We start from the raw sequence: 13,891 nt of genomic DNA, 5'->3' as shown, positions 1-13,891 counted from the left end.
ACCTCCCGACTTTCACACTTTTTTCTCGGAAAACAGCGTCATCAGCAGACTGGCGATTGCCGCCTCATTGTGGCGGATAACGCCTTCCGCTGTCTTAATCAGGGGCGCGCTGATGACATTAATGCCTTCTGCCTCGAGTTTTTCTCTGTCTACAGAAACCGGTTCAGCATCTTCGGCGGCATAACGCTTCAGGATATCCGGTGCAATCGGTTTATTGTTGACAATGATCGTATCGATAAACGGCTTCCCGACATGCCGGTTCATGACAGCAACATGGTCGGACGCGGAAAAACCGTCCGTTTCCCCTTTCTGGGTCATCACATTACAGACATAGACTTTCCGTGCGCCCGATCGGCAGATCTCGGCAGCAAGCCCGGGTACCAGCAGGTTCGGCACAACGCTCGTATAGAGGCTCCCCGGTCCGAGAGTAATCATATCCGCCTCACGTATCGCTTTCACACTCTCAGGCAAAGGCCGGATATCGTCCGGTTTCAGAAAGACGCGCTTGATTTTCTTATTCACCTGGGGAATGCGTGATTCTCCTTCAACAATGCTTCCGTCATTCATCACCGCGCCGAGAACGATGCTTTGATCGGCAGCGGGAAGCACCTCTCCGTGAACATTGAGAATATGACTCATTTCACGGACGCCCTTGACAAAATCGCCGGTAATCGACGTGAGGGCGGCAATCAGCAGATTGCCCAAAGAGTGCCCGTTCAGGCCGCTGTCGGTCCTGAAGCGGTGCTGAAGCAGCTTTTCGAACACCGGTTCAATATCGGATAATGAAACAAGCACGTTGCGGATATCTCCAGGAGGCGGGATCTGCAGCTCGTTCCTGAGCATGCCGCTGCTTCCGCCGTCATCAGCCACGGTAACAATCGCTGTAATATCGACGGGGTACTTCTTCAGACCGCGGAGCACTGCCGGCAGTCCGGTTCCGCCGCCGATCGCGACAACTTTTTTTCGATTGGCCATTTTTATTTATTTCCCTTTCTCAATGTCCCGGTGCGATACACTGGTCGGATAATTTTCAGACAGTTTTTGACTGATCCACTCGGCAAGAGCGACAGAACGATGCTTTCCTCCCGTACACCCGATCGCAATCACGAGCTGCCCCTTTCCTTCACGTTTATATTGCGGCAACATGAAGATAAGGAGATCCATCAGTTTTCCAAGAAACTGATGCGTTTCCGTCCATTTCAGGACGTACTCGGAAACATCGGGATCCAGTCCGGTTTTTGCGCGCATGTGCTGTATATAGTAAGGATTGGGCAAAAAACGCACATCAAAAACGAGATCGGCGTCAATCGGAAGACCGTACTTAAAACCGAAGGACAGCAGATTCACACGGAACGTCTCGCTCTCGCCGCCGAACTCGCTGATAATCCGATCACGCAGCTGGCGCGGGCTCATATCCGTCGTATCAATATAATACTGAGCAAGCCCCTTCACTTCTTCAAGCTTTTTCCGTTCCAGCTGGATGCCCTCGATCGGGCGTCCCTTTTGCGAGAGAGGATGTGAGCGGCGGGTTTCTTTGTATCTCCGAACAAGCGTCTGATCCTTTGCATCCAGAAACAGTATTTTAGGTCTGATTTTTTCGGCTTTGCTAAAGGCATCAAGCGAGGAAAAAAGTGAATCGAAAAATTCCCTGCCGCGTAAATCCATCACCAATGCCACTTTATTCAATTTGTCCGAATCGGAGTCTTCAATCAGATCGATGAACTTAGGCATCAGGGTCGGCGGAAGATTATCAATACAGAAATAGCCCAGGTCCTCAAAAATACGGGTCGCCACCGTTTTTCCGGCACCCGACATTCCGGTAATAATCACCACTTGAATGTCTTTCATCTTTCATCCGTCCCGTCAACAGTAAATTCATTGAAAAAGCGTATCGTGATTCGGTTCGCGAAACAGGCGGTTCCCGAAGATGAAACGCTTTTCTTACAGTATACTCGAAAATTCGGGGTTCAGAAAGTGAGAAAGTGTCCCGCCGGACCGGACGGCGCGTGCCGGTGCCGGAAGCTATGCCGTTTGAACACCGTGAAAGAAGCCTGTCCGGGCTTTTATGAATTTTTTCGCACAAAGAAAAAGCAGCGAGGCCTTATTTTTCTTATGCTTACTAAAAGTAAAAAAAGAAAATTTTTAAGAAGGTCCGGATAAAAGGCCGAACATCGGCGCCGCGTCATGCGGCCTGTCCATCACAAGGCCGGGAGCGGCTTCGCAGGGAAGGTTCCGGCTTACGCTAAGGGCACGGCTTTTCTAATGCTCAATTCCGCCCGCCTTTTCGTATCCCCTTTTTTTACACAAAAAAAGCGACACGCAATGATTGCCGTGTCCCTTGATATTATATATTAAAAGGGGGTCAATTCCTATTTTATATTAATCCTTTTACATTTCAGAACGATTACATATAGATTAAAGAGCGAAGAAAAGATTGATCCCGCCCGTCAAAACGTGTCTCATATACATCAGGGCAGGCAGCCGGACCGCCCGGCTCATTTTCCGGGACTGTTCAGCCTACCGCCGAAACATCCTTCATCTTTTCCACATATTTCTGCGCGTTGTCTGCCGCAATGCTGCCGTCTCCTGTCGCCGTGACAATCTGGCGAAGTTCTTTCTGGCGGACATCCCCGGCTGCATAAATACCCGGAATACTCGTCTCCATCTTTTCATTGGTCACGATATAGCCTTTCTCATCGGTGATGCCGAGATTCTCGACTGCCTTTGTCAGGGGATCCATGCCGACATAGATAAAGACACCGTCTACCGGGAAGTCGGAATCCTCACCGGTCTTTTTATTGTGAAGCGTCAAGCTGGAAACTTTTCCGTCTTTTCCATTGACTTTTGTGCAGACCGTGTCCCAGATAAAGTCGATTTTCTCATTATTAAACGCACGATTCTGCAGGATCTTCTGTGCGCGCAGCTGATCGCGGCGATGGATGATCGTTACCCGTGATGCAAAGCGGGTCAGATAGGTCCCCTCTTCAACCGCAGAATCGCCGCCGCCGATCACAGCCAGCTTCTTTTCTTTGAAGAAAGCTCCGTCACAGACCGCGCAATAGGAAACGCCGCGGCCGGCGAACTCTTTCTCTCCGGGAACGCCCATTTTGCGGTACTCCGCACCCGTCGTGATGATCACGGTCACCGCTTTGTACTCCTTATTGCCGCAAACGACGGTTTTGTAATCTTTCCCGTTCTTAATTTCTTTTATATCTCCATATGCATACTCGGCACCGAATTTCTTGGCATGCTCGAACATTTTATTTGAAAGATCGGGCCCGAGAATGGATTCAAACCCCGGATAGTTTTCAACGGCTTCGGTGTTCGCCATCTGACCGCCGGGGATCCCCCTTTCGATCATCAATGTCGACATATTGGAACGGGCGGCATAAACAGCGGCCGTCATGCCGGCAGGACCTGCCCCTGCGATAATCACATCATAGACCTTTTCCTCTTCAGACATTTCGATCCCGTCCTTTCTCATCTTAATCGATCACTACATGTTAATATTATCTTCTGCCTGTTTGATAATTCCATGCTAAAGAATATAGGAAACAAAGTCCAGAATATTGCTCACCGGTGCGGGCCGTCTTACAGCCAGGTCATGCCGTCTTCCCACTGCTTGTCCAGAGCCGCCGCCAGTTCGCCGACATGTTTGCGCAGCCGGTACACAGTCGTACCGAGCTCCCTGGCAATTTCCTTCTGTGAGGTGCGCCCCCCAAATTCCTTTTTCCATAAATACAGCAGGGCCGCCGACCATCCGCTGCAGTCCATATCCCCGGACGGGCCGATCACCGAGTCGACCACCGACCAGAAACTGTACAGTTCCGGATTTTTCAGAGCCTCTTTTTCCCCGCCGACCCGGGCTTCCACCTGGCGCATAATCTGAAGCCGCATGTCCGTTTTTTCCGCACGGCGTTCCTCAAGCAGCCTCCGGGCAATCCCCTTAACGACAAAATCCGTTCCTCTGCCGGCAACCTCCTCAAGCGTCGTTTCATCGCCGATGCCCGCAAGATAGAACAGGGAAAAAAGCTGATAGGCACGATTTCCTTCCCAGACCTCTTTTCTAATCAGATCATGCACCATAAAATTTTTCTGTGCGTCCGGTTCGAATATCATGCTCTGAATTTTACTGTATTTGAACGGATGAAAGGGTTTGCCGCTGAAGTAATCCACCTGGCGCCAACTGCGTTCGGCCAGTTTCTGATCTCCGGTATGATAGGCGGCCAGCGCCATCCAGAAATAGAAAACCTGGTCGCAGCGCGCGCCCTTTCGTTCGGCGATTTTCAACCAGCGGCAGGCCTTCTCGTAATCTCCGACGTAAAGATACGTCGAACCCAGTTTGCCGCAGTGTTCCGGAAGCAGCGGATAAAGACGGTCAAGGCGTTGCATAATGACGGCCAAATCGTCACTGTCGTCCAGCTGATAGAAGAAGGTCGCCAGATTGCACAATGCGTGAATATTGCCGGGATCTCTTTCCAGCACCCATTCGGCCGTTTTCAGCGCCTTAACGGTCGCCCCTATCGAAAAATAGGCGATCGCCAGATTGTTCTGTGCAGCAAGAAAATTCGGTTCATCTTCAATGACTTTTTTAAAAAAAACGATTGCTTCCTCGAAGTGCCCGCGCTCAAGCGCGAGCCGGCCTTTTTCATGAATGCTGATATAAGCCGCTGCCCCGGTGTCCGTGTCCTCCACTTCTTCCGAAAGCATCCGGTACAATTCCAGTGCCTCATGTCTGAATACACCGTCCGGCTCCATCGCCAGATAAGTGCTGACCTCATCCAGCGCTTCCTGAAAATCCCCAAGGTAAGCATAGTTGTTCGCTAAAAAGAAATAACAGTCCGTTAATTTATCATCAAGTTCATAAACCACTTTTTTTAACAGGCTGATCGATGTTTCGTACTCTTCCATTTCGGAAAGGATGGCCGCCTGCTGGCAAAGATATTCCACTTCGTCCGGTTTAAACATAAGCGCACGATTGAGATACTTGCTTGCACGTTCCAGATCGCCCTTCTGATAGCAGACCATTCCCCTTTGGTAGAAAAACTCGCCGTCATGATGAAATGAAATGACATGCGCTTTTTTCTGTCGGCTCTTCTCTTTCATCAGTTTTTGATCCCCCGTAAACCGCCGTTATGATACTAGCAATAGTATAGCATATTTAAAATAGCCGAGGGCAAAATCCTTGGGAGGGGGCGGGGAGAAGTGCAGCCGCAGCCGGCTGTCTCTATAACGAAAAACGGCCTTCTTCCCCGGCGTTCCGGAAGAGGGCCGCTGATGTGTACTGTTCCTTGCGATATGCAGCAGCTTAGCGGAATGAATCAATCACTCATTATTTTTGTTAAGACGCTGCCTTTGTATCCATATCTGTCGGTTCCGGTTTATGGAACCAGCCGCTTACTGTTCTGCGGATCCACGGAATAACCCAGTAGTCGACGCCCAGTTTACCTGCGTTGAAACCCGCGAAAACAATAAACATACCGATGAGAATATCAAGAGGGTTACTCGAAACGGTTCCGGCAAAAAGATAGGTGAAATTCATGAGCAGCGCGAAAAACGCGGCAGCCGTTGTCAGTGTCCCAAGAATCAGTCCCAATCCGATCAGCAGCTCGCCCCACTTTACGAGGAAGCTGAAAAGACCTGCTCCCGGGAGTGCTGCGTGACTCAGAAACGCATTAAACGGAGCATAGAGCACGTTTCCCGCCGGTCCGGTCACCGGATGGGCGACCGCATTCTTCAAGTAGCCGGCCGCACTGAACGGCGGCGCGCCGAATACTTTTTCTACTCCGGCGGTAAACCATGACCAGCCGAGCCAGAGACGTAAAATGAGGAGAATGACTGAAGACGTTTTGCTCGTGCGCAACCAATTCACCATTTTCTTTTCCCCCCTCGCCGGAATGAATACGCTTACATTAGGGAAAGCACCAACAGGTGTCTTTTTATCACCCACTTACTTTATACAATTCTTGACCGCAGGATAATGTGACATCAATCACATATTGCTGCCATTTTCCGTCCAAATGCTCTGATGTTCAAAGTTTGTTAACCTGCAGATATGATACAAATGAGTTCGGCCCTGAGAGTTTTGATCATTAGCAGAACGAAGCAAAAGAGCGGCCGGCCGACGCATGAATAAAACCCGGCAGGCCGTTCTTTATATCGGTCCCGCAGCCAATCTCAGTCCAAATAGTGCGGACGCTTTTCTTTTCTGAGCCTCCAATAGAGAATCAGACCTGCCCCTACAACAATCAGTATCCAGGCGAGCCATTGAGAGACACGCAGCGGCCCCAGCATCAGACTGTCCGTGCGCAGCCCCTCAATATAGCTTCTGCCAATGGCGTACCAGATAACGTAGGACATAAACAGTTCGCCGCGCTGAAGATTCACTCGTCTTAAAATAAGAAGAAGGACAAATCCGATAAAATCCCAGACCGATTCATAGAGAAAAGTCGGTATGTAGTAAGTGCCGTTGATATACATTTGATTAATAATAAAAGTCGGCAGATGCATGTTTTCCAGTACGGTACGGGTGGTCGGCCCGCCGTGGGCTTCCTGATTCATAAAATTGCCCCAGCGTCCGATCGCCTGGCCGAGAATGACACTCGGCGCCGCGATATCGGCCACTTTCCAGAAGGACAGCCCGCGCACCGCGCAGAAAACGATCGCTGCCGCAACACCGCCGATCAGCGACCCGTATACAGCGATTCCCCCGTTCCAGATGGCAATGATTTCGATCGGATGCTGCGCATAGTATGACCATTCGAAGGCCACGTAATAAATGCGCGCACAGATGATCGCAATCGGTGCTGCGACTAATATCAGATCAATAAACGTATTTTCAGGAAGCCCGCGCTTTTTTCCTTCTCTCATGGCCAGAAGCAGCCCGAGCAGCGCGCCCACCGCGATAATAATGCCGTACCAGTAGATATGGACCGGCCCCAGCTGTACAGCGACCCGGTTTAAGGGTTCAATTGTCTGTCCCATCTCTTTTTTCACCCCGGAGTTATATGTTCATCACTGTTCTAGCGTTCATGCAGCGTATCATTTAACCGATCCGAAAATTGCTGGGCCGCATGGTAGCCCATGTTTTTCAGCCGATAGTTCATCGCTGCAACTTCGATGATAACGGCCAGATTTCGGCCGGGACGGACCGGCAGCACGAGCCTCGGCACTTCCGTGTCAATCAGCTTGATTTTTTCTTCGTCCAGCCCGAGCCGGTCGTATACTTTGTCCTGATCCCAGAGCTCAAGATGAATAACAAGAGAAACCCGTTTATAGTTGCGGACCGCCCCTGCACCGAACAATGTCATGACGTTAATAATGCCGAGGCCGCGTATCTCCAGAAGATGCTGGATCAGCTCCGGAGCGCTTCCGACCAGCTCGGACTCCCCCTCCTGACGAATCTCGACGGAATCATCGGCAACAAGCCGGTGCCCGCGTTTCACAAGCTCCAACGCCGTTTCGCTTTTCCCGACGCCGCTTTCGCCGGTAATCAGCACCCCGACGCCGTAGACATCCACAAGGACGCCGTGAACGGCCGTCATCGGCGCCAGCCGGGATTCCAGATAATTAGTAATCATGCTGCTCAGCCGCGTTGTCTTCATCTTCGACTGCAGAATCGGAACATTCCGTTTGTTCGACGAAGTGATAAATTCCTGAGGCACTTCGATACCGCGCGAGATGACAATACACGGCGTCTGCGATGTACAGATCTGAGACGTACGCTTGTAACGTTCATCCACACTCAGTTCGTTAAAAAAAGAAAGCTCGGTCCGTCCGAGCAGCTGCAGACGGCGCCTCGGATAGTAAGTAAAGTAGCCGGCAATCTCAAGACCTGGCCGCGAGATATCACTGACAATAATCTCGCGTTCGATCCCTTTTTCGCCGCTTACCAGTTTAAGATCAAAATGTTCAATCAGTTCACTGACGCGCACTTTATTCATAAGCGATATCTGCTGCCGGACCCCATTGGGCCCGCTTCTTTCTTCATCGTGCACCTGAGCGGCATTCGTAAACTCCGGCCAGGCCGGCCTGCACTCCGAAAGCGTAAATTCCGCCGCAGCAAAAGCGTACATACCGGCGAGAAAATTTTTTTACCCTCCTTCGCTGTCTCCGATTGCGCCGGGCTGCCCGGCCCGGCGTTCCCGCAGGTTTTCCGTCTGTTCCCGCTCATCGTCGTTTTCCGATGCGAAATGAGCCGCTGCGATGTGAAAATATAATTTTACCCTGCCTTATACACAGCAAAGCTCCTCCTGCAATGCTTACTTACGCCGGAGCGGTTTGATAATAAAAGTCTGAATGATCAGCTGACAGACAGCCATGATGATGGCCACGATCAGCGCGCTTCCGAATCCGTCGATCTGAAAACCGGGCCCAATGATGGCCGATGTCAGATAAAGCATCAGCGCATTGATGATGAAAATAAAAAAGCCCAGCGTCAGAACCGTGGCCGGGAGTGAAAAAAGAATCAGCACCGGACGCACAAAGGCGTTCAGGAAGGAAAGAATGACGCTCGCCGCAAACGCAGTACCGATACCCGAAATGTGAACCATCGTATGCAGATAGCCTGCCAGCGTCATTAAGATAATCATATTGATGATAATATTGAGCAAAGTATTGGCAAACCACTTGTTCAACAAACGCATTCACACTTTCTGTTCCGGAATGATGAAATAGGCCAGAAAATAGCCGATGAGACAAGGAAAAACAGCCGTCGCCAAAGCCAGAATGAGAAAAGCGATCCGGATCACCGTTGGATCAATATTAAAATATTCACCGATGCCGCCGAGAACACCTCCGACAATCCGATTACTTTCCGAGCGAAACAGCCTCTTATGCATAGCACTTTCCTCCTGTCGCTTTCCGCCGTAATTTAACTATAACCTCTCGGAATACAGAATAACAAGCGGAATCTAATGATTTCAAAAAAAGATTCACATTCCCGGAGCAATCGGCCGATTTTTGTTTCGGGCGGAGCGGGCGAGGCGCTTTTTCAGCGCGCCTTCTCGGCCGTGCGCTCCGGTTTACCGGCACGGTCGTCCATTCGTTTCCGATCCCTTTCCAGAACCGGCTTTAAATACCTGCCTGTATACGATTCCGGAATTTCAGCCACTTGTTCCGGTGTGCCGGAGGCTACGACCATGCCTCCGCCGTCGCCGCCTTCGGGTCCGAGATCGATTAGGTAATCCGCGGATTTTATCACATCAAGATTGTGCTCGATGATCAAAACGGTGTCGCCGCTGTTGACCAGTTCCTGAAGAACGGCAAGCAGCCGGGCTATATCGTCGGTATGGAGCCCGGTCGTCGGCTCATCCAGAATATAGAGTGCGCGCCCCTTCGTCCGCCTGTAGAGCTGGGACGCCAGTTTGACCCGCTGCGCCTCGCCGCCGGACAGCGTTGTTGCCGGCTGGCCGAGACGGATATAGCCGAGACCGACTGCAAAAAGCGGCTCCAGCCGGCGTTTGATCCTCGGCACATTTTTGAAGAACTCCAGTCCTTCTTCCACGGTCATGTCAAGTACATCGGCGATTGTTTTTCCTTTATAGGTTACGTCAAGCGTCTCGCGATTATAACGTTTGCCGTGGCAGACTTCGCAAGGTACATAAACATCGGGCAGAAAGTGCATCTCAATCTTGATAATCCCGTCTCCGGTACATGCTTCGCAGCGCCCGCCTTTTATGTTGAAGCTGAAACGGCCTTTTTTATAACCTCTTACTTTCGCCTCGTTCGTGGCGGCGAACACCTCGCGGATCATATCAAATACACCCGTGTAGGTTGCCGGGTTGGAACGCGGCGTGCGGCCGATCGGCGTCTGATCAATCTGGATGACCCGGTCAAGCTCCTTGATCCCCCGGATCCGCTTAAATTCGCCGGGCGCTTCCCGGCGGCCGTTCAGCTTCTGGGCAAGCGCCTTAAACAAAACCTCGTTGACAAGGGTGCTTTTTCCGGAGCCGGAAACCCCGGTGACAACGGTCATGACGCCGAGCGGAAAACTGACGGTAATATTCTTCAGATTATTGGCACCGGCACCTTCAACTTTGATCGCCCGTTTTGTGACTTTTCTCCGTTTCCGCGGAATGGGAATAAATTTCTTCCCGGAAAGGTACTGCCCGGTCAGCGAATGCTCATTCTCCATGATCTCTTTCGGCGAACCCTGCGCCGTAATCTGCCCGCCGTGTTCCCCAGCGCCCGGACCAACGTCAATAATGTAATCCGATGCGAGCATCGTATCTTCGTCATGTTCGACAATGATCAGCGTATTGCCGAGATCACGCATATTGAGCAGCGTCCGGATCAGCCGGTCATTGTCGCGCTGATGCAGGCCGATCGACGGCTCATCCAGGATATAAAGCACCCCCATCAGCTGTGAACCGATCTGCGTCGCCAGACGGATGCGCTGCGCTTCGCCGCCCGAGAGCGTCCCGGCGGCACGGCTCAATGTCAGGTAATCCAGCCCGACATCGATCAGGAACTGAGTGCGCTGTTTAATCTCGCGCAGAACCAGGCGGGCGATCGACTGCTCCTTCGCAGTCAGATTCAGTGAATCAAAAAATTTTAATGATTCTCTGATCGGAAGTTCCGTCACCTCGCCGATGTGCTTGCCTCCGATTTTCACGGCCAGCGCTTCCGGGCGGAGACGATAGCCGTGGCAGGACGGGCAGGCTTTCTGCGTCATGTACTCCGACATTTGTTCACGGGTAAAATCGGAGGCCGTCTCCCGATAGCGGCGGGCGATATTCGGAATGACCCCTTCAAAATACATGTCCTTATCACGAACGTCGCCGAACTCGTTCTCATAATGAAAATGGATGCGCTCCATCCCTGCTCCATAAAGAATGATCTTCCATTGATCTTTGGGAAGATCGCGGACCGGCACATTCATATCGATCCCGAAATGGGAACAGGCGGCCCGCAGCAGCTGAGGATAGTACTGCGAGCTCGTCGGTTCCCACGCCGCGATGGCGCCGTCCGACAGCGACTTGTCCGGATCCGGTATCACCAGATCCGGATCCACTTCCATTCTTGAGCCGAGGCCGTCACAGTCGGGACAAGCCCCGAATGGACTGTTAAACGAAAACAGTCTCGGCTCCATCTCGCCGATGGAAAAGCCGCAGTACGGACAGGAATGCTGTTCGGAAAAAAGCAGCTCTTCTCCGCCGATGATATCGACGACAACCCGGCCGCCCGATAACCCGGTCGCCGCTTCGAGCGAATCGGACAGCCGCCCTTCGATCCCCGGTTTGAGAATGATCCGGTCAATCACGACGTCGACGTTGTGCTTTTTATTTTTTTCCAGTTTTATTTCATCAGCTACTTCACGCATCTCGCCGTCCACACGGACGCGGACATACCCTTTTTTCTTAATCTCCTCGAAGACTTTGGCCTGGGTCCCCTTCCTTCCGGATACAATCGGCGCCAGAATCTGCAGTTTCGTCCGTTCCGGATAAGCGAGCACCCGGTCCGCCATCTGTTCAATTGTCTGCGAGGTAATCTCAATCCCGTGATTCGGGCAGAACGGGTGGCCGACGCGTGCGAACAGCAGGCGCAGATAATCATAAATCTCGGTGACCGTTCCGACCGTCGACCGGGGATTATGGCTGGTTGTCTTCTGATCAATCGAAATGGCCGGCGACAGCCCTTCAATTGCGTCGACATCCGGCTTATTCGTCTGGCCAAGGAACTGGCGGGCGTATGCGGACAGCGATTCCACATAGCGCCGCTGCCCTTCGGCATAGATCGTGTCGAAGGCGAGCGAGGACTTCCCGGAACCGGACAGGCCGGTAATGACGACCATCTTATCCCGCGGGATCGTCACATTGACATTTTTCAGATTGTGTTCGCGTGCGCCCTTAACAACAATATTTTCCAACACCATAGGCCCGTTATCCCTCCGCCTTCAGTTCGTAGATAATATCCCTCAGTTCGGCAGCTCGCTCGAAGTCGAGTGTTTTTGCCGCTTTTTTCATTTCCTGTTCCATGCTGACGATTGTTTTCTTACGCTCGGACTTCGTCAGTTTCCGTTTTTTCTTCTTTCCGCTGCCGTTGCCGCTCTCCACGGAATAGGTTGCCTGGATCAGTTCCGGTATCGCCTTTTTGATGGTTTGAGGAGTAATGTGGTGAACTTGGTTAAACGCCGCCTGAATTTTGCGCCGGCGCGCGGTTTCATCCATTGCCGTCCGCATCGAATCGGTGATGCGGTCCGCATAGAGGATCACCTTGCCTTCCGCATTGCGCGCCGCACGTCCGATCGTCTGAATCAGCGAGCGTTCGGACCTCAGGAAACCCTCCTTGTCCGCATCCAGTATCGCAACCAGCGAAACCTCAGGAATATCCAGGCCCTCTCTAAGCAGGTTGATGCCGACCAGTACATCGAATTCGCCGCGGCGCAGGTCGCGGATGATTTCGATCCGATCCAGTGTCTTGACTTCCGAATGCAGATAGCGTACCTTGACACCCATTCCTTTCAGATAATCGGTCAGATTTTCGGCCATCTTCTTCGTCAGCGTTGTAACCAGCACACGCTCCCCATGTTTCACACGAAGATTGATCTCATCAAGCAGGTCGTCGATCTGCCCCTTGATCGGCCGCACTTCGACTTTCGGGTCCAGCAGCCCGGTCGGACGGATAATCTGCTCAATCGGTTTTCCCGAGTGCTCCAGTTCGTAGTCGGCCGGCGTTGCCGAGACATAGACGATCTGGTTCACCTTCTCCTCAAACTCCTCGAATTTTAACGGACGGTTGTCCTTGGCCGAGGGCAGGCGGAATCCATGCTCCACAAGCACATTTTTCCGTGCTTGATCGCCATTGTACATCGCCCTGACCTGAGGCAGCGTGGCATGGGATTCATCCACCATAATCAGAAAGTCTTCCGGAAAATAATCCATCAGCGTATAAGGCGCTTCGCCTGCTTTTCTAAACGTCAGATGACGGGAATAGTTTTCGATGCCGGAACAGAATCCGACTTCCTCCATCATCTCCAGATCATAGCGTGTCCGCTGCTCAAGGCGCTGTGCTTCCAGCAGTTTTCCGTTGTCGCGCAGCTCCTTCAGTCTTTCCTCCAGTTCATCCTGAATATTCGTAATGGCGCGTTTCATTTTCTCCTGTCCCGTAACAAAGTGGGACGCAGGGTAGATGGCGACATGTTCCCGCTCGCCGACAATTTCCCCCGTCACCGGATCCATCTCGGTCAGGCGCTCGATTTCATCGCCGAAAAATTCAACGCGGATACAGTGATCGTCCCGCGAGGCCGGAAAAATTTCGACAACGTCCCCATGCACCCGGAACGTTCCGCGGCTGAAATTGATGTCATTGCGCGTGTACTGGATATTGACCAGTTCGCGCAGCATCGCGTCGCGGTCTTTTTCCATCCCGGGCCTCAGCGAAACAACAAGCGAACTGTATTCTTCAGGAGAACCCAGCCCGTAAATGCACGAAACGCTCGCTACGATAATGACATCGCGTCTTTCGAACAGAGAGCTGGTAGCCGAGTGCCGCAGTTTATCGATTTCGTCATTAATGCTTGAATCCTTTTCTATATAGGTATCCGTCTGCGGAATATACGCTTCCGGCTGATAGTAATCGTAATAGCTGACAAAATACTCGACCGCATTATTCGGAAAAAAATCTTTAAACTCGCTGTAAAGCTGGCCGGCAAGCGTCTTATTGTGGGCGATGACCAGCGTCGGCTTCTTGACCTCGGCAATCACATTGGACATGGTAAACGTCTTGCCTGTTCCGGTTGCTCCGAGCAGAGTCTGATGCTTTTTCCCGTGCCTGATTCCTTCCACCAGCTCGCGAATCGCCGCGGGCTGATCTCCCTGCGGTTTGTAATCTGATACAAGCTGAAAATCCATTCGTCTGCCCTCCAATTGGCATGAATCGTTACTCAAAG

Annotated in this window: 11 protein-coding genes; all 11 read right to left on the bottom strand. The window is 51.8% G+C overall.

All coding sequences use genetic code 11. From position 1 onward, the window contains the following. Positions 1 to 12: 12 nt before the first annotated feature. Positions 13 to 975: a gluconeogenesis morphogenetic factor MgfK gene (gene mgfK, locus OYT88_RS05980; RefSeq protein ID WP_274398585.1), complete on the bottom strand. Its 963-nt coding sequence runs from the start codon at positions 973 to 975 to the stop codon at positions 13 to 15. 6 nt (positions 976 to 981) lie between these two features. Then, positions 982 to 1,848, bottom strand: a complete 867-nt coding sequence (gene rapZ / locus OYT88_RS05975) for an RNase adapter RapZ (protein WP_274398584.1) — start codon at positions 1,846 to 1,848, stop codon at positions 982 to 984. A gap of 664 nt (positions 1,849 to 2,512) precedes the next feature. After that, positions 2,513 to 3,463: a thioredoxin-disulfide reductase gene (gene trxB, locus OYT88_RS05970; protein WP_274398583.1), complete on the bottom strand. Its 951-nt coding sequence runs from the start codon at positions 3,461 to 3,463 to the stop codon at positions 2,513 to 2,515. A gap of 128 nt (positions 3,464 to 3,591) precedes the next feature. Then, positions 3,592 to 5,106 carry a tetratricopeptide repeat protein gene (locus OYT88_RS05965; protein WP_274398581.1) on the bottom strand — a complete coding sequence of 505 codons (1,515 nt, stop codon included), beginning with the start codon at positions 5,104 to 5,106 and terminating at the stop codon, positions 3,592 to 3,594. 235 nt (positions 5,107 to 5,341) lie between these two features. Beyond that, on the bottom strand, positions 5,342 to 5,875 hold the full coding sequence (locus tag OYT88_RS05960; RefSeq protein WP_274398579.1) for a DoxX family membrane protein: 534 nt from the start codon (positions 5,873 to 5,875) through the stop codon (positions 5,342 to 5,344). Positions 5,876 to 6,177: 302 nt separating this feature from the next. Next, on the bottom strand, positions 6,178 to 6,984 hold the full coding sequence (gene lgt / locus OYT88_RS05955; protein WP_274398577.1) for a prolipoprotein diacylglyceryl transferase: 807 nt from the start codon (positions 6,982 to 6,984) through the stop codon (positions 6,178 to 6,180). Between the two features lie 38 nt (positions 6,985 to 7,022). Then, positions 7,023 to 7,943: an HPr(Ser) kinase/phosphatase gene (gene hprK / locus OYT88_RS05950; protein ID WP_274398575.1), complete on the bottom strand. Its 921-nt coding sequence runs from the start codon at positions 7,941 to 7,943 to the stop codon at positions 7,023 to 7,025. 318 nt (positions 7,944 to 8,261) lie between these two features. After that, on the bottom strand, positions 8,262 to 8,645 hold the full coding sequence (locus OYT88_RS05945) for a phage holin family protein (RefSeq protein ID WP_274398574.1): 384 nt from the start codon (positions 8,643 to 8,645) through the stop codon (positions 8,262 to 8,264). Continuing rightward, a complete protein-coding gene (locus OYT88_RS05940) occupies positions 8,646 to 8,840 on the bottom strand; it encodes a PspC domain-containing protein (RefSeq protein WP_274398573.1) in 195 nt (64 codons plus the stop codon). It abuts the gene before it with no gap. A gap of 152 nt (positions 8,841 to 8,992) precedes the next feature. Further along, positions 8,993 to 11,875, bottom strand: coding sequence for an excinuclease ABC subunit UvrA (gene uvrA, locus OYT88_RS05935; RefSeq protein ID WP_274398572.1), 2,883 nt, complete (start codon positions 11,873 to 11,875; stop codon positions 8,993 to 8,995). Positions 11,876 to 11,882: 7 nt separating this feature from the next. Then, the gene (gene uvrB, locus OYT88_RS05930; protein WP_274398570.1) at positions 11,883 to 13,853 is read right to left on the bottom strand and encodes an excinuclease ABC subunit UvrB; all 1,971 of its coding nucleotides are present in this window, start codon (positions 13,851 to 13,853) and stop codon (positions 11,883 to 11,885) included. Positions 13,854 to 13,891 lie beyond the last annotated feature (38 nt).

Source organism: Sporolactobacillus sp. CQH2019 (assembly GCF_028765345.1).
Taxonomy (GTDB): domain Bacteria; phylum Bacillota; class Bacilli; order Bacillales; family Sporolactobacillaceae; genus Sporolactobacillus.
This window is presented reverse-complemented; position numbering and strand designations above follow the sequence as displayed.

Bases quoted from the DNA above. Each gene is read 5' to 3' on its own strand.
- mgfK (WP_274398585.1), bottom strand. From the start codon at position 975: ATGGCCAATCGAAAAAAAGTTGTCGCGATCGGCGGCGGAACCGGACTG.
- rapZ (WP_274398584.1), bottom strand. From the start codon at position 1,848: ATGAAAGACATTCAAGTGGTGATTATTACCGGAATGTCGGGTGCCGGA.
- trxB (WP_274398583.1), bottom strand. From the start codon at position 3,463: ATGTCTGAAGAGGAAAAGGTCTATGATGTGATTATCGCAGGGGCAGGT.
- OYT88_RS05965 (WP_274398581.1), bottom strand. From the start codon at position 5,106: ATGAAAGAGAAGAGCCGACAGAAAAAAGCGCATGTCATTTCATTTCAT.
- OYT88_RS05960 (WP_274398579.1), bottom strand. From the start codon at position 5,875: ATGGTGAATTGGTTGCGCACGAGCAAAACGTCTTCAGTCATTCTCCTC.
- lgt (WP_274398577.1), bottom strand. From the start codon at position 6,984: ATGGGACAGACAATTGAACCCTTAAACCGGGTCGCTGTACAGCTGGGG.
- hprK (WP_274398575.1), bottom strand. From the start codon at position 7,943: ATGAATAAAGTGCGCGTCAGTGAACTGATTGAACATTTTGATCTTAAA.
- OYT88_RS05945 (WP_274398574.1), bottom strand. From the start codon at position 8,645: ATGCGTTTGTTGAACAAGTGGTTTGCCAATACTTTGCTCAATATTATC.
- OYT88_RS05940 (WP_274398573.1), bottom strand. From the start codon at position 8,840: ATGCATAAGAGGCTGTTTCGCTCGGAAAGTAATCGGATTGTCGGAGGT.
- uvrA (WP_274398572.1), bottom strand. From the start codon at position 11,875: ATGGTGTTGGAAAATATTGTTGTTAAGGGCGCACGCGAACACAATCTG.
- uvrB (WP_274398570.1), bottom strand. From the start codon at position 13,853: ATGGATTTTCAGCTTGTATCAGATTACAAACCGCAGGGAGATCAGCCC.